The sequence below is a fragment of the Sphingobium sp. genome, assembly GCA_023266575.1.
Lineage (GTDB): Bacteria > Pseudomonadota > Alphaproteobacteria > Sphingomonadales > Sphingomonadaceae > Sphingobium.
Genome location: JAHFPV010000006.1, coordinates 62208 through 84496, shown reverse-complemented (window position 1 = coordinate 84496; position 22289 = coordinate 62208). Strand labels below are relative to the sequence as shown.

The following is a 22289-nucleotide window of genomic DNA, read 5'->3' as shown; positions in this document are numbered from 1 at the left end:
AGCGCTAAAATAATCATATTGACTCTGGCTCTACAGAGGAAGATTTAGCGCTACAGCCGAGCGGATATCCGTTGGTCGGACTCATAGTTGCAAGACCGCGCGTCGATACAGGCGCCGGACAGGGGAGGATATATGCGTTTTTCCAAAGCCATGACCATGTGCCGCGCCGCGGTGTCGCTTTTCAGTCTGAGCATCGCGATGATGCCTGCCGCCGCGATGGCGCAGGATACAGCGCCCCAGGAGCCGCTGGATGGCACCGACATCGTCGTCACCGCGCAGAAGCGCGCCGAACGCCTGCAGGACGTGCCGCTGGCCGTGACTGCGGTCAGCGCCGACACGCTGGCCAATCGCCAAATCAATGACAGCAGTTCACTGGTTCAGGCTGTCCCCTCGCTAACCTTCCAGCAGGGCGCGACCCCCACCAACAGCAGCTTCCGCATCCGCGGGATCGGCACTGCGCTGTTCGGCCAGGGCGTTGAATCCTCGGTATCGACCGTGGTCGATGGCGTGGTCGCCGTGCGCCAGACCCAGGGCTTTACCGATCTGGCCGACATTGAGCGCGTCGAAGTGCTGCGCGGCCCACAGGGGACATTGTTCGGCAAGAATGCGACCGCCGGTGTCATCAGCGTCACGACCGCCCGCCCCTCGCGCGAATTTGAAGGGCGCGGTGAAGCGACCATCGCCGAACATGGCGAATATCGCGCCCGTGGCACCGTGTCCGGCCCGATCAGCGACACGCTGCGCGCCCGCCTCACCGGTTTTTACAATGACGTGCGCGGCGTTGCCCGCAACATCGCCACCGACAGCTGGGACAATGGCTCCAAAAGCTGGGGGGTGCGTGGCAAGCTGGAATGGGATGCGACCGAAAATCTGAACCTGCTGTTCACTGGCGAATATCGCAAGACCGAGGCGGATTGCTGCGCATCGACCTGGATCGCGATCACCAACCCCAATCTCCAGGCGCTGGTCGGCCCGATCACCGCTACCCGCAACAACCGCACGCTCAATGACGAGACGGTCACCTATTCCAACAGTGACCAGCAGACCTATTCGTTGCAGGCGGACTGGGATCTGGGTGCTGCGACGGTCACGTCCATCTCCGCCTATCAATCCTATAATCTGGACGTGAACCAGCCGATCGAACGGATCAACAGCAATGTGCCGCTTTTCGTCGGCGCTTCTGCCGCTTATGCCGACTGGAGCCAGAACCATGGGCAGTTGGACCTGAGCGCTTTCAGCCAGGAATTGCGCATCGCCAATAATGGTGGCGGCGATCTCAACTATGTCGCGGGCGTGTTCTACATGCATTCCGACATCAAGCGACCGTTCGATCGCCGCCGCGCACGTTGCACCGCCGGCACATTTGGCCAGCCCTGCGCGCCTGCCAACACCATCTATCAGTCGTCGGCCAGCAATGTCCGACTGAAGCAAGACAGCGTCGCCGTCTTTGGCCAGGTCGATTATCGTATCGTCGGCGGTCTGAAGGCGATTGGCGGGCTGCGCCTGCAATATGAAAAGGGCACCAATAGCGGCAGCCGCATTTCGCCGCTGGTGCCGGGTGACGCGGTGCTGCCGGGCAATGCGCCGGTCAGCGGATCGATCACGGCCAGCGATACGGCCGTGACAGGCAAGGCAGGCCTGCAATATGAGTTCAGCCGCAATGCGCAGGTCTATGCCAGCTATACGCGCGGTTATAAGGGGCTTGGCTATGACATGGAGATCGGCACGGACCTGGCCAACCAGACCGTGCTGGAGCCGGAACATGTCAACGCCTATGAAATCGGGTTCAAGGGTCGCACCGCCGACGGTGTCTTGAGCTTCAACACTGCGCTGTTCCTGGCCGACTATACCAACCTTCAGGTGCAGGCGAACCGGTCCGATCTCGCCGCGGGCGTGGTCCAGTTCGTGTCGACCAACGCAGGCAAGTCGCGCACCAAGGGTTTTGAAATCGAAGCGACCGTCCGTCCCGACGATCATTTCAGCCTGACCGGCGCAGTGACCTATTCGGATGCGCGGATTGACATTGATGGTCTCAACTGTCCACAGCAGCTCAACGCGGCGGCTCCGATACTGTCGGGCAAGCCGACGAACATCTGCTACCGCTCCGCCGCTGGCGTCACCCCTACGCAAAACCTGCGCGATGCGGCCCAGCCGGTCAGCCCGAAGTGGAAGATCACCGTCGCCCCGCGTTACGAGGCGGACATTCCCGGCACCGACTTTGCTGGTTTCGCTCAGGTCGGCGTCAACTTCCAGAGCGCAATGAATTTCTCGGTCGAGCAAGACCCGCTGCTCGAACAGCCCGCCTACACGCTCGTCGACGCCAGCATCGGCATCAAGCAGATTGACGGCCGCTACAGCCTGACCTTGTTCGTCAAAAATCTGTTCGACGAAAATTACCTGACGAGCATCGGCCACTCGTCCTTCCTGGGTGGCACCACCGATCTGGTCGGCACCTTCAACAAGGATGCGGATCGCTATTTCGGCGCGACGCTGGGCTTCAAATTCTGATCAAAGGGCGCGGCGGCCAAAACCGCCGCGCCCGCCACGACGACGCCTCCACTGATCAGAAATGAGTTCCGTCATTCCTACCGCCTATTCTTCGCTTTCGCCCAGCGCCGGTCCTCTTGCCCTCTCCCCGGAGGACATGGCCTGGGTGGAACGCACACGCGACGCAATGAGCGTCGAGGCACAGATTGCGCAACTGTTCGTCCTGTCCGCGCGCCATGACAGCGTAGAGGAAAATCGCGAGCTGCTCGCCCATGCGCCGGGTGGCCTCCATCGCTTCCCGACGCGTGATCTCGACGCTGCCTGGGCCGCGACACGCGATGCGCTGGAACGTTCGGAGATCCCCCTGATCCTGTCGGGCGATATTGAAGGGGGCACGATCAGCTATCCCTTTACCACCGCCATTCCCAACCAGATGGGCATCGCCGCTTGCGACGACCTCACCCTCTGCGCCGATCTGGCCGCGATCGTCGGGCGCGAAAGCCGGGCGCTGGGCTATAACTGGTCCTTCACGCCGGTGGTGGACATCAACCGCGCTTTCCGCAACGCCGTGGTCGGCACGCGGTCCTACGGGTCCGACCCTGACCGCATCCTGGCCCAGGCGCGCGCCTATGTCCGCGCGTTGCAGGCGCAGGGCGTCGCGGCTTGCGCCAAGCACTGGCCCGGAGACGGGCTGGACGATCGCGACCAGCATCTCGTCACCAGCGTCAATGACATGGACATGGCGGAGTGGCGGGCAACCTTTGGCCGCATCTTCGGCAGTTTGGTCGATGATGGCGTTATGACAATCATGTCCGCGCATATCGCGTTGCCCGCTTATATTCGCGAAAAACTGCCGCAGGCGGGCGCGCAGGCGTTCGAACCGGCCTCCGTCTCCCGCCTGCTGAACCAGCAGTTACTGCGCGAGGAACTGGGCTTTGCGGGTCTGATCATATCCGACGCCACTGTCATGGGCGGCCTGACCAGCTGGATGGCGCGCGCCGAGGCGGTGCCTGCGGTGATCGAAAATGGCTGCGATGTGTTCCTGTTCAGCCGCGATCCGGCGCAGGATATGTCCTTCATGCTGCAAGGGCTGCGCGAGGGCCGCTTGTCGGAACAGCGGCTGCACGAAGCCGTCACCCGGTTCCTGTCATTGAAGGCAAAGCTCGGCCTGCACCGCATGACACTGGACGAGCGGATCGGCCCGATGAGCCAAGTGCGCGATACGCTGCGCCGACCTGAACATCTGGACCAGGCAGTGCGCGCTTGTGCGACCAGCATCACGCTGGTCAAGGATCGCGACGCGCGGCTGCCCATCACCCCTGACCAGCACAAGCGCATCGTCATCATTGCTGATGAAGGCTCCAGCTTCTTTTCCGGCGCGCCGGACCGCGACTTTACGCCGCTGCGCGCAGCGCTGGAAAGCCGGGGTTTCACCCTCCGCGATTTCGACCCTCAAGCTATGCCGACGCCGGACGATGCCGACCTCATCCTCTATCTGATCGGCCAGGAAGCAACGCCATCGCTCAGCCACATCTTCCTCGATTTCGCCAGGCTGCACGCCAGTCCGCGCAACGGCATGATCCAGTTCAACCGCGAAATCCCGACCCTGCTGGTCTCGTTCGGCCAACCCTATTATCTATATGACGCGCCCAATTTCGCGACCTATATCAACGCCTATGCCTCGCTGCCCAATGTCCAGACGGCATTAGTGGAGCGGCTGGCGGGCGATGCGCCCTTCACCGGGGTCAGCCCCGTCGACGCCTTTTGCGGGAGGGAACAATTGATATGGTAAAGGTGCGCAGGATCGTCGCGACATCGCTTTTCCTGCTGGCGCTGAGCGGCGCGGCGTCGCCGCCCAAGGACTGGCGCGACCTCAATCATAATGGTCGGCTCGATCGTTACGAAGACAGTCGCGCGCCGATCGACGCGCGGATCGAAAATCTGCTGGGCCAGATGACGCTGGCGGAAAAGGCGGGGATGCTGCTGCACGGCACCCTACCGACGCCGGGTTCCTCAATCGGCTTTGCAGGCACGATCTATGATGCTGACGCGACCGCCAAACTGCTGAACGATCGCCATATCAGCAGCTTCATCACCCGCCTCGTTGTGTCGCCGTCGGAGCTTGCGGCACAGAATAATGCTGTGCAGAAACTGGCGGAGGTCGGACGGCTGGGCATCCCCGCCACGATCAGCACCGACCCACGCCATCATTTTCAGGCGACCCTGGGTGCCAGCACGACCGGCGGCGGCTTTTCGCTGTGGTCCGACACGCTGGGCTTCGCGGCGCTGGGGGATGCCGATACGGTCCGACGGTTTGGCGACATTGCGCGGCAGGAATATCGCGCGGTCGGCATCCATATGGCGCTGTCGCCGCAGGCCGACCTTGCAACCGAACCGCGCTGGCCGCGCTTTGCCGCCACCTTCGGGTCCGATCCGGCGGAGGTATCGCGACTCGCGGGCGCCTATGTCGAAGGGTTCCAGCATGGCCGCAGCGGCGTGAAGCCCGATGGCGTGGCCACGGTGGTCAAACATTGGGTCGGCTATGGCGCGCAGCCGGAGGGGTTTGACGGGCATAACTATTATGGCCGCAACGCGACGCTGAGCGACGCATCCTTTGCCCAGCATATCCGCGCCTTTGACGACAGCCTGGCCGCCCGCAGCGCCGGGGTGATGCCCACCTATGTCATTGTCCATGGGCCGAAAATTGCAGGCCAGCCGATTGAGCCGGTCGCGGCGGGCTTCAACAAGCAGATGCTGACCGGGCTGTTGCGGGGACAGAAGAAGTATCGCGGCCTGATCGTATCGGACTGGTCGATCACCCGCGATTGCCCGCAAGCCTGCATGGCCCCCGACGCCACCAACCCGCAGACGCCCGCGTCGATTGGCACGCCCTGGGGCATGGAGGCGGCCGACAAGACGACCCGCTTTGCCAAGGGGATAGAGGCGGGCATCGACCAATTTGGCGGTGCGGACGATCCCGCGCCCATTCTGGATGCCGTGGCTAAGGGACATGTCAGCGAAAAGCGGATCGACGAATCCGCGCGCCGCGTGCTGCGCCTGAAGTTCGAGCTGGGCTTGTTCGACAATCCCTATGTTGACGAGGCCACCGCCGCCCGGATTGTCGGGAGCCGCGAGGCGCAGGCTGAGGGCGACGCCGTCCAGCGCGCCAGTCAGGTGCTATTGCGCAACGACAAGGCGACCTTGCCGGTCGCGCCGGGCAAGCGGATATGGCTCTATGGCGTCGATGCAGCGGCGGCGCGGGCGGCAGGTTTCACAGTGGTGGACGATCCGGCGCAGGCGGACGTTGCGCTGGTGCGCACCGCGACCCCGTTCGAGACGCTGCATCCGCATCATTTCTTTGGCGCGCGCCAGCATGAAGGGCGGCTCGATTTCCGCGCGGCTGACAAGGATGTGCAGGCGATCGCCCGCGCCTCTGCCCATGTCCCCACGATCGTCGCTGTAGAGATGGACCGTCCCGCCATCCTGACCGCGATCGAGCCGATGGCCGGCGCCCTGATCGTCACCTTCGGCGCGAGCAACGCGGCGGTGCTGGACGTTGTGACAGGTCGCGCCGTGGCGAAGGGACGCCTGCCTTTCTCGCTGCCCCGCTCCATGGCCGATGTCGAGGCGCAAAACCCCGACCTGCCCGACGACGGCCCGCCGCCCGCCTATCCGCGCGGTGCGGGCATATTGCTGAAGGCTGCCGCCAGCCGTGACTGATGGTATGATCCACCTGCCCGGCGGCGCTTTCTTGATGGGATCGGATCGATTCTATCCCGAAGAAGCGCCAGTGCGCCGGGTGCAGGTGGATGGGTTCTGGATTGACGAAACCCCTGTCACGAACCGGGATTTTGTCCGCTTCGTTGAAGCCACTGGCCACATCACGCTGGCCGAAATCGCGCCCGATCCAAAGGACTATCCCGGCATGGACCCGGCGATGGCGCAGGCGGGATCGCTGCTGTTCCAGCGCACCAGCGGCCCGGTGCCGCTTGACGATGCCAGCCAGTGGTGGCGCTTTAGCATCGGTACAAATTGGCGGCACCCCCATGGACCCGACACTGACCTGGACATATTGGCGGATCATCCCGTCGTCCATATCGCCTATGCCGATGCGGAGGCCTATGCCGCATGGGCGAGCAAGGCGCTGCCGACCGAAGCGGAATGGGAATATGCCGCGCGGGGCGGGCTGGATGGTGCGGACTATGCCTGGGGTGACGAGCTGGCACCCGGCGGTGTTTGCCAGGCCAATTACTGGCAAGGCGCCTTCCCCTTCGCCAATATATTATCAGATGGTTATGAATTAACTTCGCCCGTCCGCACCTATCCCGCCAATGGCTATGGCCTGTTCGACATGATCGGCAATGTCTGGGAATGGACGAGCGACTGGTTCGCCCGGCCCCGGATCGAGCGCAAGGCCAAAGGAAGCTGCTGTGTCCCCGCCAATCCGCGCGGCGGCACGAAGCGCGAAAGTATGGACCCGGCGACGCCCGACATCGCCATTCCGCGCAAGGTGCTGAAAGGCGGATCGCATCTGTGCGCGCCTAATTATTGCCAGCGCTATCGCCCCGCCGCGCGCCATCCGCAAGCGGTGGATAGTTCGACCAGCCATATCGGTTTTCGCTGCATCATCCGGGACAAAAAGGGACCGCGCCCATGAACACTGCCCGCCGCGCGCTGAACGCCGCCATGATCGCCGCCTGCACTCTGCTGGGTCCGGGCGTGCTGGCCAAACCGGTGAACGCGCCGACAAAGCCGACCAACATGATCTTCGTGCTGGTGGATGATCTGCGCTATGACGCGATGGGATTCCTGACGCCGGGCCTTCAGACCCCCAATATCGACGCGCTGGCAAAAAATGGCGTCTATTTCCCCAATGCCGTCGTCACCTCGTCGCTCTGCTCGCCCAGCCGCGCCACCATCCTGACTGGCCAAACTGCGCGCAACCATGGCGTCGTGGACAATAATAATAGTTCGGAGGAAGGGCTGACCTTCTTCCCAAAATATCTTCAAGCGGCGGGTTACCAGACCGGTTTCTTCGGCAAATGGCATATGGGTTTTGATACCGATGCCCCGCGCGACGGCTTCGACAAATGGGTCAGCTTCAAGGGGCAAGGCACCTATTTCCCGACCGAACAGCTTTCGCCGGCGCGGATCGCGGCGGGTGATCGGCAGATGCTCAATGTCGATGGCACGCCCGTCAAACGCACCGGTTACATCACCGACGAGCTGACCGATTATGCGATGAACTGGCTGGAAAAGGGCCGCGATCCGTCCAAGCCTTTCTTTCTGTATCTCAGCCACAAGGCCGTCCATAGCGACCCGCTGCCGCCCGACCGATACAAGACGCAATATAGCAAGCTGGACATCAAGCTGCCCGCCAGCATGGCAAACACGCCCGAAAATAACGCGGGCAAGCCGCTATGGGTGCGCAACCAGCGCAACAGCTGGCATGGCGCGGACTTCCCCTATCATACCAATAACCCGATGACGGAACAGGTGCGGGACTATTATCGCACCCTCTCCCCCGTCGATGAGAGCCTGGGCCGGATCATGGCCTATCTGAAGAAGAACAAGCTCGACCGGAACACGATGGTTGTCTTTTATTCCGACAATGGTTTCCTGATCGGCGAACATGGGCTGATCGACAAGCGCAATGCCTATGAACCGTCGGTGCGCGTGCCGATGATCGTTTGGGCACCCGGCATGGTGCCCAAGGGGGTGACCAACCCGGCGGTGGTGCGCAATCTCGACTTGGCGCCCACTTTTCTGGACATCGCCCATGTCGCCAAGCCAGCGCAGATGGAGGGCAAGAGCTTCCTGCCCGTGGCGGAGGGCAAGATTGATGAAAAGACCTGGAATCCGGGCGATTTCGTCTATGAATATTATTGGGAATGGAGCTTCCCGCAGACCCCGACCACCTTCGCGATCGAGCGCGACCGGGTGAAATATATCCAATATCATGGCGTCTGGGATCTGGAGGAATTATACGACCTCAAGAGCGATCCCGACGAGATGCACAATCTGATCGACGATCCCAAATGGCTGGATAGCAAGATCACCCTGCGCAAGGCGCTGTTCGAGCAGCTTGGCAATAATAAGGGCCAACATGTTGTTCCCTATACGCGCAAGACCAGTTCGGGTCTGGTGAACCGCAATATCGACGGGCCGCACGCCGCCGACTTCCCGGCCGACTGGTATGTAAGGCCCAACCTGCCGACCAAGATGAACGACCTGTTCGCCGACAGCCCGGCCAAGGCGAAGGCCGATGCGGAAGGCAAAAGCTATCACCCCTGATCGCCCGTTTGAAAGGTCGCTTCGATGACCCCTTCGCCATCGCCGCAAGCTATCCGTCCGCCGGTGTCGCTTGGCTTCGTTGCCGTCTATGTGCTGGCGCAGTTCGGCATATGGGTGGCGCTGCTGACGCCGGTGGTGCTGACGCTGGCGCTGCGGGTCGGCGACATTGCGAGCGAGGCGGAAAAGGGGCGCTGGCTGGGCATCATATTGGCGATTGGCGGCTTCGTCGCGCTGGTCGCGACGCCGATTTGCGGCGCGCTGTCGGACCGGACGCGCAGCCGCTTCGGGCGGCGGCGGCCATGGCTGGTCGGCGGTCTGGTGGTTGCGGGTTCGGGCCTGCTGATCCTTGGCCTGGCGCCCAACCTGCTGTTGCTGGGGCTGGGCTGGGTCATTTGCCAGGCCGGGTTCAACGCGATGCAGGCGGGCTGTCTGCCGATCCTGCCCGATGTCATTCCCGTGCGCTGGCAGGGCCGGGTTGCCGGGATGCTGGGCATGACATCGACTATGGGGACGTTCGCTGGCAGCTGGATCACCCAATATACGCAGGGGTCGTCGCTGCTGATGTTCCTCGCGCCCTTCGCCATCACGGTGGCGGGTATCGGCGCGCTGTGCCTGATCCTGCCCGATCGCCCGGCGCAGGGTGGCGATCTTCGCCGGCTTGGCCCCTTCGCCATGCTGCGCGCGATTGGTGCGCCGTTCCGTGACTGGGACTTCAGTTGGGCGTTCGGCAGCCGTTTCCTGATCATGATGGCCTGGTCGTTCCTGCTGACTTATCAGCTCTTTTTCCTGACCGATCAGCTATCGTTGCCGCGTGGCGAAGCGACGCAGGTGATGGTGAAATCCATGGCGATCATCGCGACCGCGACCATCGCCATCTCGCTGGTGGGCGGTTTCATCACCGACTGGACCGGGCGTCGCAAGCCGCTGGTGTTCCTGGCTGCGACGCTGGAGGCCGCCGGTTTCCTGACCATCGCGCTGGCCCCGTCCGTCCCGCAATTTCTGGTCGGCGTAGCGATGGCGGGTATCGGCAAGGGGCTATATTTTGCGGTCGATCTCGCCCTGCTCGCCGCCATCCTGCCCCGCCCGGAGGACAGCGCCAAGGATATGGGCGTGTTCCAGATCGCCAACAGCCTGCCCCAGTCGCTCGCCCCCGCCATCGCGCCGATCATCCTGGCGATCGGCAGCGCGCAGGGCGACGATTACGCCATCCTCTATGTCGTCGGCTGCGGCTTTGCCCTGCTGGGGGCCATCACCATCTGTCCGGTACGCCGGTCACGGTGAACTGGCAAACCCCAACCTCCGTTCGTTTCGAGCGAAGTCGAGAAACATGCGCGCGACGTTTCTCGACTTCGCTCGAAACGAACGGGCCGGAGTACCGTCATCTCACCCCATCCGCTTGCAAGAACCAACCTCAGGCAGCGACGGGCAACTCCGCGCCGCTGGAAAAGCGGTTGCGATAGTCGCCCGGTGACAGGCCCATAATGCGGTGGAATATCCGGCGAAAGGCGGTCGCATCCTCATAGCCCACGGCCCAGGCGATCTGGTCGATCGATCGCTTGGTGAACTCCAGCAATTCGCGCGCCTTGCCCACACGCAGATTCTGGACATATTCGATTGGCTTCATGCCTGTCGCCCCCTTGAACCGGCGCAGGAAGGTGCGTTCCTCCAGCCCCGCTTTCCCCGCCATGTCGCCCACGCTCACAGCTCGCCCGGCCCTTTCCTGCAACCAGTGCTGAACTTTCAGCACGGCTTCGTCGCCATGGGTCAGGCGGGGCGCGAAGCTGCTATAATGGCGCTGTTCCCGGCCCGATGCGTCGATCAGAAGGAATTTGCCCGTTTCGATCATCACGGTCGGGCCAAGCAGGCGATCGACGATCCGCATCCCAAGATCCGTCCACGCCATCAGCCCGCCCGCGGTGATGATGTCCCCATCCTCGATCACCATCTTGTCGATATCGAGCCGCACATCGGGAAAGCGGTCGCGAAACTGGTCGGCAAACAGCCAGTGGGTCGTTGCTGGCCGTCCCGCGAGCAAGCCGGTCTCCGCCAGCAGGAATGCGCCGCCGCAGGTCGAAACCAGCACCACACCCTGCGCGTGGCGATCGAGCAACCAGCGCGCATAGGGGGCCGCTTCCTGCGCGTCGGGCGGGCCGGTCAGGCGGCCTGGGCTGATCAGCATGGCGGGCAAGGTCGCTGCATCCGGGTGCGTATCGAACGCGCGGGCGAAACATCCCTGATCGTCCATCGCCCAATGGCTGACCCGCAGCACCCCGCCGCCCCGATCGACTGAAAAATGCGAGGCTATGGCAAACAGGTCGGTGATGCCGTGGACCATCGCCAGCTGGCAACCGGGATAGAGGACCAGTCCCACTTCGGCGATCACACCGGCAGCCGTCCGCGCCGCATTTGCCATGCTGAACTCCCGTTTGTCAGTTTTGGCCTGCTTATTGTCGGAACTGCCGATCCTGCCGCTCCACAGATGATAGTATCTCCTGGATTACAGGGCGCAACCGCCCGATCAACGAAGGGATCACACCATGACCAAAGGCACTTTCCTCATCACCGGCGCGTCCGATGGCATTGGCGCGGTCTATGCAGACCGGCTGGCCCGGCGCGGCCATGACCTGATCCTGGTCGCCCGGCGGGCCGACAAGCTGGTGGCGCTTGCACAGAAGCTGGAGGCTGAGACCGGCGTTACGGTCGAGACACTGAGCGCCGATCTCTCGACGCCAGACGGGCTGGCGAGCGTCGAGGCGCGGTTGCGTAGCGATGAAGCGATCATCGGCCTGGTCAACAATGCCGGGATCGCGGGCGAGACAAGCCTAGTCGATGCAGACACTGCCTATCTGACCGGGATGATCAACCTTAACATATTGGCGGTGACGCGGTTGACGGCGGCCATCGCGCCGCGACTGACCGCACTGGGCGGCGGCACGATTATCAACATGACGTCGGTAACCGCGCTGATGCCCGACGGCTTCACCGCCGTCTATCCCGCCAGCAAGGCGTTCGTCCTGGCCTTTACCGAAGCGTTGCAGGTCGAGCTGGGCGCAAAGGGCGTGCGCGTGCAGGCGGTGCTGCCCGGCATCACCCGCACCGCCATCTGGGAAGCAGAGCAGCTGGCCAACATCCCGGCGGAGATGGTGATGGAGGTGAACGCCATGGTCGATGCCGCCTTTGCCGGGCTGGACCTGGGCGAGACGATCACTATCCCATCGCTGCCGGACATCGCCGACCTGGACGCCTATCTGGCCGCCCGCGCCGCGCTGCACCCGAACCTGTCGCGGGCCAGCCCCGCCGCCCGCTACGGTTCCTGATCGACAGACTCTATGCGGGATTTCTGCGCTATCGCCCGACGATCCAGAGGCTGTTTGCATGAATGATACCATGACAGGCGCGCTGGCACCGCTAGCCGTTCATATGCCGCCGAGCGCGACATATTTGGTCTCCAGATATTCCTCGATTCCGTAGGATGAACCTTCCCGGCCCAGACCGGATGCCTTCACGCCGCCGAAAGGCGCAACCTCAGTGGAGATCATGCCTTCATTCACACCGACCATGCCAAATTCCAGCCCCTCGACGACGCGGAATATGCGTCCGACATCGCGGGCGCAGACATAGGCGGCCAGGCCAAAGGGCGTATCATTGGCCAGGGCGATGGCTTCCTGCTCCGTGTCGAAGCGGAATAGCGGCGCGACGGGTCCGAATGTTTCTTCGCCAAAGATCGCCGCGGTGCGCGGGACATCGACCAGAACGGTCGGTTCAAAGAAATTGCCGCCCCGCGCATGACGTTTGCCACCACTGGCGATATGTGCCCCCTTGGCGACGGCATCGGCGACATGCTCTTCCACCTTCGCCACCGCGGCGGCATCTATGAGCGGGCCGATCGCCACATCGGGATCCAGACCATCGGATACCTTCAGCTTGGCCGTTTCCTCCGCCAGCCTTGCGGCAAAGGCGTCATGGATTCCGGCCTGCACCAGGAACCGGTTGGCACCGATGCAGGATTGTCCACTGTTACGATATTTGGCGACCAACGCCGCCTTGACCGCCGTTTCCAGATCAGCGTCGTCAAAAATGATGAACGGTGCATTGCCACCCAATTCCATGCTCGTCCGCTTGATCGTCGGGGCGCATTGCTCCAGCAGCAGCGCGCCGATTTCGGTGGAGCCGGTGAAGGACAGCTTGCGCACTACAGGGCTTTTCGTGAGTTCAGCGCCAATCGCACGCGCCGAACCTGTGACGATATTGCAAACGCCCGCAGGCAACCCCGCCCGCTCCGCCAACACGCCCAGCGCCAATGCAGTCAGCGGCGTCTGACTTGCGGGCTTGATGACGCCCGTGCAGCCAGCCGCCCATCCGGGACCGGCCTTGCGCGTGATCATGGCGGCGGGGAAATTCCACGGCGTGATGGCCGCGAACACGCCTACAGGCGCCTTTTGCACCAGGATGCGTCGACCCTGCACATTTTGCGGCACGATCTCCCCATTGATACGCTTGGCTTCTTCGGCAAACCATTCGATGAAGCTGGACGCATAGGCAATTTCCCCCCGTGCCTCTGCCAATGGCTTGCCCTGCTCAGCGGTGATGAGGAGCGCGAGATCATCACTATGCTGGACCATCAGATCAAAAAGGCGGCGTAACAGGACGGCCCGCTCCTTGGCGAGTGTGGCTCGCCAGCCCACCAACGCCCGCTCTGCGGCAGCGATCGCCCGGCGCGTCTCTGCTTCGCCTGCATCGGGCACGCGCGCGATCAGCGCGCCAGTGGCGGGATTGCGCACCGCGATAGTGCGGCCGCTATCGGCCTGAACCCATTGCCCGTCGATCAGCATCGCTTCTCGCAACAGGCCTTGATCTTTCAGCGCCAGAGTCTGGACATCGGTCATGACTGGGCCTTTCAGGCTGGGTTACGGCCAAGGAAGAACAGGTCGTCGGCGTCCTGTGTCGGGTTCAGCCCCGCAGCCTCCTGCCCGCGCCGCAGCGCCACCATATCGCGTTGATATACACGCGCTGTCGGGTGCCGCAGTGGCCCGCCATTATAGCCCTGAAGCCAGCCTTCATATTTCCACATCATCCGGTTGATCAGACCGTTGCCCGCCTGCGGGACGCTGGCGAACGCCTTGCGCGCGGGATCGATACGATGAAACGCCGCTGTCGCTTCGTCAAAGCGTCCGTGGCGGATCATTGTGAAGATCTGCGGCAGGACCGGTCCGAAAAAGGCGGAAAAATTGGTGCCGCAAAAGGGCACGTCGATCAGTTGGGCCAGCGGTATAAATTCATGTTCCATCGGAAAGGAGATGACGACCTCTTCATGGAAGGCGCGCTGCACCTCTATCGGACCCATGATATGCGGCATCCCGCCTTCCGCCTTGATCGCGACGACATTGGGGCAATCGTCGACCAGTCGGCGCAACAGATCGACCGGCATGTCGATGGGACTGAACCGGCCAAAACCCCAGGTCGGGATAGGGAATAGCATCACGGCGAGGTCGGTCGCGTCGCAAAATGCCCTAGTATAGGCATAAACTTCTTCCAGCGATTTGGGATAGAAATAGGGCGGATAACCAAGCAGCACCAGTTCCGCGCCAGCTTCGGAAGCCAGACGCGCAGCCGCGATATTGTCCTCCAGCGTGTTGAACACGGCGTGATGGACAACGAAGATGCGCCCCGCCGCCTGCTCCACCATCACCTCGATGAAGCGGCGATATTCCTCCATGGAGATCACGACTTCGGAACAGGCAAGCGCGCCGACAAAACCATGATTGATGGTCGTTTCGACGTCATGTCGCGCTGCAGCTTCGTTAAGCGCGGTAAAGTCCCCCGTCATGGTCGGGATCACCACATTGGCGACGCCGAGCATCTTTTCGCGTGCCCATGACCGGGCTTCGGATAGGGTATAACTGGGCATGTCGGACACTCCGAAGTGAGACTATGGATTATTTGCCCTTGTTCACGGGCAGGATGGGGGCAGCGATGACGGTGCCGATGTCGGCGGCGCGTGCGCGTTCGACACACAGATGCGCGACGGCAAGATCCTGCATGGCCGCACCTACCGACTTGTAGAGGATGATCTGTCCGGCATCGGTGCGCCCCGGATGCCGACCCGACACAATGTCGGTCAGGGAAACCAGCCGGTCCGCGAATATGACCCCGGCATCCTTTGCCGCGATCATGTCGCCCGTATCGTGCGCGACTTCCTCCACCATGTCCGCGACGATCAGGTCGGGGCGCGCAATCGCTTCGGGGTCCAGTTCGCGCTGTTCCGGCAATGTGGAGCCGATGGAAATGACGGTCATGCCGGGCCGGAGCCAGCGCCCCAGGATCGTCGGCGTTTCGTCGCGGGACCGGGCGGCGCAGATGATGAGATCGCTGACCTCAACCGCAGCCTGCGCGCTATCCGCCGCCGTCACGACGATGCCCTCGGCCGCCATCGCTTCGCAAAAGGCAGTCCTGCTCGTCTCACGAGGGCTGTAAACGCTGATCGCACCCAGCGGGCCGGAACGGGCCATCGCCTCCAGATGCGCGCGCGCTTCGAACCCCGAGCCAATCACGGCGACGTTGGGCGCATCGACGGAGGAAAGCTGACGTGCCGCCAGTGCGGATGTCGCAGCGGTGCGGAAGCCGGTGATGGCATTGCCGTCCAGCAGCGCAAGGAGCGCCATGGTTTGACCGTCGAACAGCGAGATCAGGTAGGACGCCGCCTGCGCCCTGGGCGATGCGGCGATCAGCTTGGCACCCAGAACGGCCTGTCCCGGCATGATGCCGGACAAAGCGCGAAGCCATAATCCATCGCCGCGCGCCATGGTGCGCGGCGGGAACTGGGCGTCAGACACATCCCCCGCATAGGCCAGTCGCAAGGCCTCCACGGCTGCCTGCCAGTCGAAGGCGGTGCGGACGTCGGCGTCGGAGAGAAGAATTGTCGTGGGAATCTGTGGATCGGGCAACGCTCATGCTCCTGTCGCGCCGACATGGAATCGGCCTGCGCCCATCTGATTAATATTCGTATTAATATGTGTCAATTATATTATTGATTAGTTTACCCGACACAAAATGCGATGATATAGGCTGGTGCGGCAGGAGGATGATTTGACGGATAGCGACCTTGGACGGCTTCGAGCGCTGCTGGACCACACGATCGAACGGGGCGAGGCGCGCCTGCCGCCCGAACCCCGGCTGAGCGAGACACTTGGCGTGTCGCGCGGGCGGTTGCGCACGCTCCTGAAAAAGCTGGAGGATGAGGGCGCGATCTGGCGGCATGTCGGGAAAGGCACGTTCGTCGGTCCCCGGCAAATGATCGAAACGCCGCAGCTTTCTGCGTCCTTCAGCGTCGACGATATTCTTCAGGCGCGCACCCTGTTGGAACCGCAACTCGCGGCGCAGGCGGCGATCCACGCCACACCGGAGGATCTGGCGCTGATGCAGGCGTGCCTGAAAGATATGGACCAATCGGAATCGTTGCTAAGCTGGAAAAGGCTGGATGAGCGGCTGCACCGCATCATCGCCCAGGCAAGCCATAATATGCTTCTGCTGCTGCTCTATGACACGTTGCGAGCGCAGATCAGGATGACGCTGGATCGGCGGATCGAACAGGTTTTCGGCGGTGAAGTCGGCCCGAAGGAGGACACGGATGAGCAGCACCGGGCCGTCGTCGACGCCATCGAGCGCCACGATCCGGTCGCTGCGGAAACCTGTATGCGCACGCATCTGGTTTCGTTGAGGGGAAAATTATTCGGCTTGAGATGACACAAAACGCATCAATTTGGAAATTGATGCGTTACCATCTGACGACCAGCACGCCTCTGGCGTCACGCTCTTGCCCTGCCAACCGTCATCGATCGTGACATAACGATAGCCAGCGTCGCGCAAGCCGCTGGATACCAGCGCATCCGCCATGGCGCGCACCGCCTTGTCATCACGGCCTCGCGAAACACATTCCAGCTGTTCCAGCCCATGGGAGGGGTCGGTGCCAGATTTTTGACGCCGACATGTTGCAATGGCGGCAAGGCCAGTTTGGTCATATTGTCAGGCCGTGGTGCAGTATGTTCGACAGCCGCCAGTTCCCTGGCCGTCACGCGCCTCGCCAGGAATGGCGCAACGCCGACGACGTCGTCGCCAATCCAGACGTCAAGATATCTGCCATCCTCAGACAGCTTTGCCCGCATTTTCGTAAAGGGCGGCTTGCCCTCCAGATCGAAGGCAAAGCCGTCGGGGCGGGCCACCATGTTGGTGATCGGATAGACCCAACCATTGAAACGGAACTCGCCCGTTACAGCCGAACCGTCCTTCGAAAGGATGAAGGAGCGAGGAATGCCACCAATGGCGATCGATTCCGGTGTGCGGCGCGGGACCACCAGCCAGTGTCCTGCAAGCCCTGCCATCGGCTTGGTCGCCTGACCTTCCTTCAGCCGGGCGTTGAGGGGCGACAGGGCCGATGGCAGGGCAAGGCAGGCCAGAGCGATGCCGATCGTTCCCCAGGCGGTGCGCAAAGCCATGGCTCTTACTCCTTTCAAAATAGGCTGCGCGTCCCGGCCAAGCTGACTGGGACGCGCAGCCTATATTATCGTCAGAACTGGAAGCTAACCGTTGCACTGATGTTGCGGCCAGGGAAGGCGCGCGCCGTATTGATCCCGTTTGCCGGGAGGGTGTCGGTCGACATGCCCAGCTCGGTGATCGCCAGAACGTTGAAGATGTTTTGCGCATTCACCGATACGCGCAGGTCCGGCGTGATCGAATAGGATGCAAAGGCACCGGTCAGCACATAGCCCGGTATCTTGAGTTGATTCGCATCCGAAGCATAGGATGAAGTGGTGCCGATGATGTTCGCGCCAAGGGAAAAGCGATCCAGCACGATGGACGGGCTGGCCTGGAAAATGAGCGCGGCCTGCCGATAAGGGGTATTGCCGTTGAGCGCGGGCGACACCTCACTCTCGGTGATCCGGGCATGGGTGTAGGTTGCCCCACCGGTCAGGTGGAATATGCCATAGTCAAAACCGGCTTCCAGTTCGACGCCATAAGAGCGATATTTGTTGTTGATCACCTGCTGCTGCGGGATGATGATCTCGTTTGCTTCGGCGGTCGTCGCGCGGAATGCCGTAACGTTGGCAAAGATACCGCCGGAACGGAACTTCACGCCTGCTTCCTGCTGGTTCACAAAATTGACCGCAATCTTGTCGGCAATGCTGCCATCGTCACGGACGCCACCGCCGAACAGAACACGGTCGGCATTGAAACGCGCACCACGGCTGACCCGTGCAAAGAGCGCAAGATCGTTCTGGATCTCGAAATTCGCGCCGACTGACCATGTGAAATAATTTTTGCGATAATTTACCGATTTGGCGGCGGGCAGATTGACCACCGGGACGGACAGCTCCGGCGTCTGGATCACACCATCCTGATTGACGTCGATCGTGCTGACGCCCGTATTTGTGGCGTAAGTGCCGTCGGCCTTGGAACTGTTGAAGCGCACACTGCCGTCGATGTTGAGACGGCCAGTCTTCCAGGTTGCGGCGATATAGGGGGCATCGATCGTGTAATCGACATCATATTTGCGCACGCAGCAATTGCCCCAGAGCGGCTCGCCATAGGCGACCAGGCCGTTCTGGGTGACCGGCTGGCCACCGGCATTATAGACATCGAGCAGGGCGGGCTTGTTGCCGCTGACTTCCTGGAGATAGCTGTTCCAGTGCCAATCCATCTCGACGGCCTGATAGGATTTGAAATAGCCAAGAGTCACCGACCCCGTGCCCAGACCGCCGCCGTCAAAATTGCGGGAAAGGGTCAGGATGTTGGTCGCGTTGGTGAAATCATCGAGCGTCACGTTGAACAGATGAACCGTGGTTGCCAGGCCATTGCCGTTGAGCGCGGCAGGATTTGCAATCACCTGCCCTGCATTTGGACCATTGGCGTAGCGCAACGTGCCGCCGACGCCGCCAAGCGACGTGACAAAGGAACCGGCCGGCGCGACATTGGCCGCATAAGGCGTGGTGAAGCCGCCGAAATTCTTGGCGACGTTGAACTTGTCCTCAACCTTCCAGCCGTCGCCCAGATCGAACGAGGCTTCGCCACCGATGCCGCGCACTTTGGTCCGGTATCCGTCCGCAACGTCGGTGCGGATGCGGTTGCCATCAGCCCCGATCGCCAGATCCGAACGAAGATAAGGGGACTGGATCGGATCCTTTTTGGGATCGAAATTCGGGAAGCCGCTGAATTTGGGATTGCTGTTGGTGCCGGTATTGCGGATCGGCACGGGAATATAGGCAGGCGCCCTGTCATCCAGATATTTGAAGTTGAGGCGCAGAAAGCCATTGGAGAAATTGCGGGTGATGTTCGCCTTGATCTGGCCGCCATTCTCGGCGTTGTAGCCGATCTTCTTCACGCCATCGCCGATGCGGTAGAAGCCGCCGATATGGAAACTCCAGTTTTCACCCAGCGGCGCGCCATAATCCGCGTCGATGCGGGTACGATCAAAATCGATACCTTTGGTCAGCGAAATGCTGCCGCCTTCGGTCTTGCCCGTCTTGCTGATGAAGTTGATGATCGCGCCTGGCGCATTGCTGGTGAAGGTGGATGCGGAACCGCCACGGACGACTTCGACCCGCTGCACATTATTGTCAGGCCGCACAAAAGCGTCAGCGGTCGCAAAGGCGATATCGCCGAAGTTCAGAACCGGAAGGCCATCTTCCTGAAACTGGACGAATTTCGCGCCACCACTCGCGACCGGCAAACCGCGCACAGCGATATTGGCATTGCCCTCACCACCCGACGATTCAGACCGAAGGCCCGGCACGTTGCGAACAAGGTCCGCACTGCCAAGCGGCGCAGCGCGCGAAATCTGGGTAGCGTCCAGCGCGCTGACCGAGATGCTGGTCGTCAGACGACGTTCGGGGCGCGAGGTCCCGGTGACGATGATGTCACTGCTGCTGTTGCCGGTCGGTGCGTCAGCAGCCGGCGCTTCCGCCGCGACGTCCTGGGCCGATGCCGAAACCGACGAAATCGCCACCAACGCAACGGTAGCCAGCAGATATGATGCTCTTTTCATACAACCCCTCCTGAAATGGTCGACCGTTTGCGGTGACCTATTACCAGAGGCTCTATGCGCCATTCCGCAAACGATTGCAACAATCGATTGCGGAATGGCGCAGACTTACAGATTCTCTTTTCAAAAGGTGCAAACACCCTCCGTTTCGAACACTCCCGCAGCAATGCCGGATCACATCGACAACAGTGGCGCCAATAATCGTCCATTCTCGCCGTCCACAGCACCATGTGAAATGATGCCTCCGGAGCAACGTGATCTGGTGGCTCAGAGGCTATGATAGTCTCTGGGCCACTAAGCAGGAGCAGATCATTATTGGCGAACGACTCTCAGTTTTAACGCGAGATATCACCAGCTATCGACCCAGCCTGCCGTTAGCCAAGCGCTGCCGCTTGCTACCAATCTCTTTCCTGGCGTTCTCGATCATCTCAAGCTCGGTGACAGCCAAAAGATCTTCGGACACCCGCGTCAAATGGTCCCGCATTGCTAATCGCGCCAAATCGCTGTCGCGCGCCACCAGCGCGTCGTAGATGCGGCTATGTTCATCGGGCCTGGGATTGATGCCGCCTTGCCTCGCCTGCTCAAACATATGGCGACAGAGCGGCGATGATTCGCGCAAATCCCATAGATGCTCGACGGCCTGCTCGATCAGGCTGTTCTTCGTGCCCTGCGCGATCATCAGATGGAAGGAACGGTCCAACGCCAGTTCGATCGCCGATGCCGGGTCCGCTGCTTCCATGCGGCTCAAAATGGCTTTGAGCTCAGCCAATTCGGCTTCGGTCATGACGGCAGCCGCCAATGCCGCCGCCTCCCCTTCAAACATCAGGCGTGCTTCGATCAGCTCGAAGGCGCCGACGTTCAGCTCTGCGGCAGCATGAACATTGGGCGGCGCGACGACGACATAGACACCAGAACCATGCCGCACTTCGACAAGCTGGCGGATTTCCAACGCGATGATCGCTTCCCGGATCGTCGGGCGGCTGACGCTGAACTGTTCGGCCAGATCGCGTTCGGGCGGCAGTCGGGATCCCGGCTGATGCACGCCCTCCCGAATGCCGCGCTCGATTTCAAGCGCGACGCGCTGATAGAGTTTCAAACGTTCTGCCATACCATCGGCATGTCACAAGGTAGGACCGTCCGCAAGTCATCTTACCAATCGACCGCGCCCGCCGTCACCAGTTCCACATCGTGCCGTCTTCCAGCCGGGCGACCGGCAGATAGGCGGGCTTGTAGGGATATTTGGCGGCCAGTGCCTCGTCGATATCCACGCCATGACCGGCCGCTTCGCCGCAGAACAGTTCACCCGCATCGAAGTGATAGTCGTGCGGGAATACGGCGTCGGTCTCTTCGGTATGGCGCATATATTCCTGGATGCCGAAATTGGGCACCCAGGTGTCGAAATGCAGCGCGGTTCCCATGGTGACCGGCGACAGGTCGGTCGCGCCATGGCTGCCGGTGCGAATCTGATAGAGGGCAGCCAGGTCGGCGATGCGACGCAGATGCGTGACCCCGCCCGCGCTGACGATAGTGCAGCGGATATAGTCGATCAGCTGATTCTGGATCAGATCCTTCGCGTCCCAGATCGTGTTGAAAATCTCGCCCACGGCCAGCGGCGTCACGCTATGCTGGCGAACCAACTTGAAGGCTTCCTGATTTTCCGCCGGGGTAACATCTTCCAGCCAAAAGAGCTGATAGGGTTCCAGCATCTTGGCCAGATTGGCGGCCTCCTGCGGGGTGTAGCGATGATGGCCGTCGTGCAGCAGATGCGGGCCAAAGCCATAGGTGTCGCGCAGCGTCTCGAACAGCTTGGGCACATAATTCAGCGCCTTGCGCGTATCCCATCCGGTGACCGACGGCAAAGCGGCGTCGGCGGGTTCGTAGAACAGCTTGCCCCGGCCCACGCCATAGGCGTCCTTAATGCCGGGCACGCCCGTTTGCGCGCGAATGGCCTTGTAACCCAGATCGATATATTGACCCACCGCGTCCACGGTTTCGGCAATATCGCTGCCATTGGCATGACCATAGACCATGATGCCGTCGCGGCTGCGACCGCCCAGCAACTGGTATAGCGGCATATTGGCCATCTTCGCCTTAATGTCCCAGAGCGCCACATCGACTGCCGCGATCGCACGCATTGTCACCGGGCCGCGACGCCAATAGGCGCCACGATAGAGATATTGCCAGATATCCTCGATCCGGCGCGGGTCCATGCCGATCAGACAGGGAACGACATGATCCTCCAGATAGGCGACGACCGCCTTTTCCCGGCCGTTCATGGTCGCATCGCCAATGCCATAAACGCCTTGGTCGGTCATGATCTTGAGCGTGACGAAATTACGCCCCGGACAGGTAACAATGACCTTGGCCGATATGATCTTCACTGACGATCTCCCCAAACTGATGCAGGCGTTGCGCCCGATCCCATCTTAATCCCACCATATTGGACTTACCTCTTTTTTACAAGAGATCAGAT

17 protein-coding genes are annotated in these 22289 nt (G+C 61.6%); 8 read left to right on the top strand and 9 right to left on the bottom strand.

The genetic code is table 11. The features are described 5' to 3' along the window. Nucleotides 1-132 precede the first annotated feature (132 nt). The 6 genes from Q0D44_RS08195 to Q0D44_RS08170 all read left to right on the top strand — a co-directional run bounded on the left by Q0D44_RS08195 (nt 133) and on the right by Q0D44_RS08170 (nt 10062). Nucleotides 133-2508 (top strand): TonB-dependent receptor, encoded by a 2376-nt coding sequence (locus Q0D44_RS08195; RefSeq protein ID WP_294135184.1) that lies wholly within the window; start codon nt 133-135, stop codon nt 2506-2508. A gap of 136 nt (nt 2509-2644) precedes the next feature. After that, nucleotides 2645-4279: a glycoside hydrolase family 3 N-terminal domain-containing protein gene (locus Q0D44_RS08190; protein ID WP_294135377.1), complete on the top strand. Its 1635-nt coding sequence runs from the start codon at nt 2645-2647 to the stop codon at nt 4277-4279. After that, nucleotides 4273-6207 carry a glycoside hydrolase family 3 N-terminal domain-containing protein gene (locus Q0D44_RS08185; protein WP_294135179.1) on the top strand — a complete coding sequence of 645 codons (1935 nt, stop codon included), beginning with the start codon at nt 4273-4275 and terminating at the stop codon, nt 6205-6207. Before Q0D44_RS08190 ends, Q0D44_RS08185 begins: the two co-directional genes overlap by 7 nt. Nucleotides 6208-6211: 4 nt before the next feature. Beyond that, nucleotides 6212-7144 carry a formylglycine-generating enzyme family protein gene (locus Q0D44_RS08180; RefSeq protein WP_294135375.1) on the top strand — a complete coding sequence of 311 codons (933 nt, stop codon included), beginning with the start codon at nt 6212-6214 and terminating at the stop codon, nt 7142-7144. Beyond that, nucleotides 7141-8781: a sulfatase gene (locus Q0D44_RS08175; RefSeq protein ID WP_294135177.1), complete on the top strand. Its 1641-nt coding sequence runs from the start codon at nt 7141-7143 to the stop codon at nt 8779-8781. The genes Q0D44_RS08180 and Q0D44_RS08175 overlap by 4 nt, the downstream gene beginning before the upstream one ends. A gap of 24 nt (nt 8782-8805) precedes the next feature. Beyond that, a complete protein-coding gene (locus tag Q0D44_RS08170) occupies nt 8806-10062 on the top strand; it encodes an MFS transporter (RefSeq protein WP_294135174.1) in 1257 nt (418 codons plus the stop codon). A gap of 130 nt (nt 10063-10192) precedes the next feature. Here the strand turns inward: Q0D44_RS08170 and Q0D44_RS08165 are convergent, their stop codons facing one another. Then, on the bottom strand, nt 10193-11194 hold the full coding sequence (locus tag Q0D44_RS08165; RefSeq protein WP_294135171.1) for a GlxA family transcriptional regulator: 1002 nt from the start codon (nt 11192-11194) through the stop codon (nt 10193-10195). A 124-nt stretch (nt 11195-11318) separates the two neighbouring features. Between Q0D44_RS08165 and Q0D44_RS08160 the strand changes: the two genes are divergently transcribed. Then, entirely contained in the window at nt 11319-12098 is a 780-nt protein-coding gene (locus tag Q0D44_RS08160; RefSeq protein ID WP_294135168.1) for an SDR family oxidoreductase, read from the top strand. Between the two features lie 99 nt (nt 12099-12197). Here the strand turns inward: Q0D44_RS08160 and Q0D44_RS08155 are convergent, their stop codons facing one another. The 3 genes from Q0D44_RS08155 to Q0D44_RS08145 are packed head-to-tail and all read right to left on the bottom strand — an operon-like array spanning nt 12198 to nt 15725. Further along, entirely contained in the window at nt 12198-13667 is a 1470-nt protein-coding gene (locus Q0D44_RS08155; RefSeq protein ID WP_294135165.1) for an NAD-dependent succinate-semialdehyde dehydrogenase, read from the bottom strand. A gap of 11 nt (nt 13668-13678) precedes the next feature. Continuing rightward, nucleotides 13679-14689, bottom strand: coding sequence for a dihydrodipicolinate synthase family protein (locus Q0D44_RS08150; RefSeq protein ID WP_294135162.1), 1011 nt, complete (start codon nt 14687-14689; stop codon nt 13679-13681). Nucleotides 14690-14717: 28 nt separating this feature from the next. Next, a complete protein-coding gene (locus Q0D44_RS08145; protein WP_294135160.1) occupies nt 14718-15725 on the bottom strand; it encodes an ornithine cyclodeaminase family protein in 1008 nt (335 codons plus the stop codon). 142 nt (nt 15726-15867) lie between these two features. On the opposite strand from Q0D44_RS08145, the gene Q0D44_RS08140 reads away from it, so the two are divergent. Next, complete coding sequence (locus tag Q0D44_RS08140; RefSeq protein WP_294135158.1) at nt 15868-16524, top strand: FCD domain-containing protein; 657 nt, start codon at nt 15868-15870, stop codon at nt 16522-16524. Here Q0D44_RS08140 and Q0D44_RS08135 read toward each other — a convergent pair. From Q0D44_RS08135 to manD, 5 genes are all read right to left on the bottom strand, one after another. Then, complete coding sequence (locus Q0D44_RS08135; protein WP_294135154.1) at nt 16507-16647, bottom strand: hypothetical protein; 141 nt, start codon at nt 16645-16647, stop codon at nt 16507-16509. The two genes, Q0D44_RS08140 and Q0D44_RS08135, sit on opposite strands and share 18 nt — an antisense overlap. Continuing rightward, entirely contained in the window at nt 16587-17273 is a 687-nt protein-coding gene (locus tag Q0D44_RS08130) for a hypothetical protein (RefSeq protein ID WP_294135152.1), read from the bottom strand. Before Q0D44_RS08130 ends, Q0D44_RS08135 begins: the two co-directional genes overlap by 61 nt. A 71-nt stretch (nt 17274-17344) precedes the next feature. Beyond that, nucleotides 17345-19819, bottom strand: coding sequence for a TonB-dependent receptor (locus Q0D44_RS08125; RefSeq protein WP_294135149.1), 2475 nt, complete (start codon nt 19817-19819; stop codon nt 17345-17347). Nucleotides 19820-20171: 352 nt separating this feature from the next. Beyond that, nucleotides 20172-20924, bottom strand: coding sequence for a FadR/GntR family transcriptional regulator (locus Q0D44_RS08120; RefSeq protein WP_294135146.1), 753 nt, complete (start codon nt 20922-20924; stop codon nt 20172-20174). Between the two features lie 64 nt (nt 20925-20988). Continuing rightward, on the bottom strand, nt 20989-22197 hold the full coding sequence (gene manD, locus Q0D44_RS08115) for a D-mannonate dehydratase ManD (protein WP_294135143.1): 1209 nt from the start codon (nt 22195-22197) through the stop codon (nt 20989-20991). Between the last annotated feature and the right edge of the window lie 92 nt (nt 22198-22289).

Excerpts from the sequence above, each read along its gene's own strand:
- Q0D44_RS08190 (WP_294135377.1), top strand. The coding sequence starts at position 2,645 with ATGGCCTGGGTGGAACGCACACGCGACGCAATGAGCGTCGAGGCACAG.
- Q0D44_RS08195 (WP_294135184.1), top strand. The coding sequence starts at position 133 with ATGCGTTTTTCCAAAGCCATGACCATGTGCCGCGCCGCGGTGTCGCTT.
- Q0D44_RS08180 (WP_294135375.1), top strand. The coding sequence starts at position 6,212 with ATGATCCACCTGCCCGGCGGCGCTTTCTTGATGGGATCGGATCGATTC.
- Q0D44_RS08175 (WP_294135177.1), top strand. The coding sequence starts at position 7,141 with ATGAACACTGCCCGCCGCGCGCTGAACGCCGCCATGATCGCCGCCTGC.
- Q0D44_RS08130 (WP_294135152.1), bottom strand. The coding sequence starts at position 17,273 with ATGGCTTTGCGCACCGCCTGGGGAACGATCGGCATCGCTCTGGCCTGC.
- Q0D44_RS08120 (WP_294135146.1), bottom strand. The coding sequence starts at position 20,924 with ATGGCAGAACGTTTGAAACTCTATCAGCGCGTCGCGCTTGAAATCGAG.
- Q0D44_RS08150 (WP_294135162.1), bottom strand. The coding sequence starts at position 14,689 with ATGCCCAGTTATACCCTATCCGAAGCCCGGTCATGGGCACGCGAAAAG.
- Q0D44_RS08170 (WP_294135174.1), top strand. The coding sequence starts at position 8,806 with ATGACCCCTTCGCCATCGCCGCAAGCTATCCGTCCGCCGGTGTCGCTT.
- Q0D44_RS08155 (WP_294135165.1), bottom strand. The coding sequence starts at position 13,667 with ATGACCGATGTCCAGACTCTGGCGCTGAAAGATCAAGGCCTGTTGCGA.
- Q0D44_RS08185 (WP_294135179.1), top strand. The coding sequence starts at position 4,273 with ATGGTAAAGGTGCGCAGGATCGTCGCGACATCGCTTTTCCTGCTGGCG.
- Q0D44_RS08125 (WP_294135149.1), bottom strand. The coding sequence starts at position 19,819 with ATGAAAAGAGCATCATATCTGCTGGCTACCGTTGCGTTGGTGGCGATT.
- Q0D44_RS08165 (WP_294135171.1), bottom strand. The coding sequence starts at position 11,194 with ATGGCAAATGCGGCGCGGACGGCTGCCGGTGTGATCGCCGAAGTGGGA.
- Q0D44_RS08160 (WP_294135168.1), top strand. The coding sequence starts at position 11,319 with ATGACCAAAGGCACTTTCCTCATCACCGGCGCGTCCGATGGCATTGGC.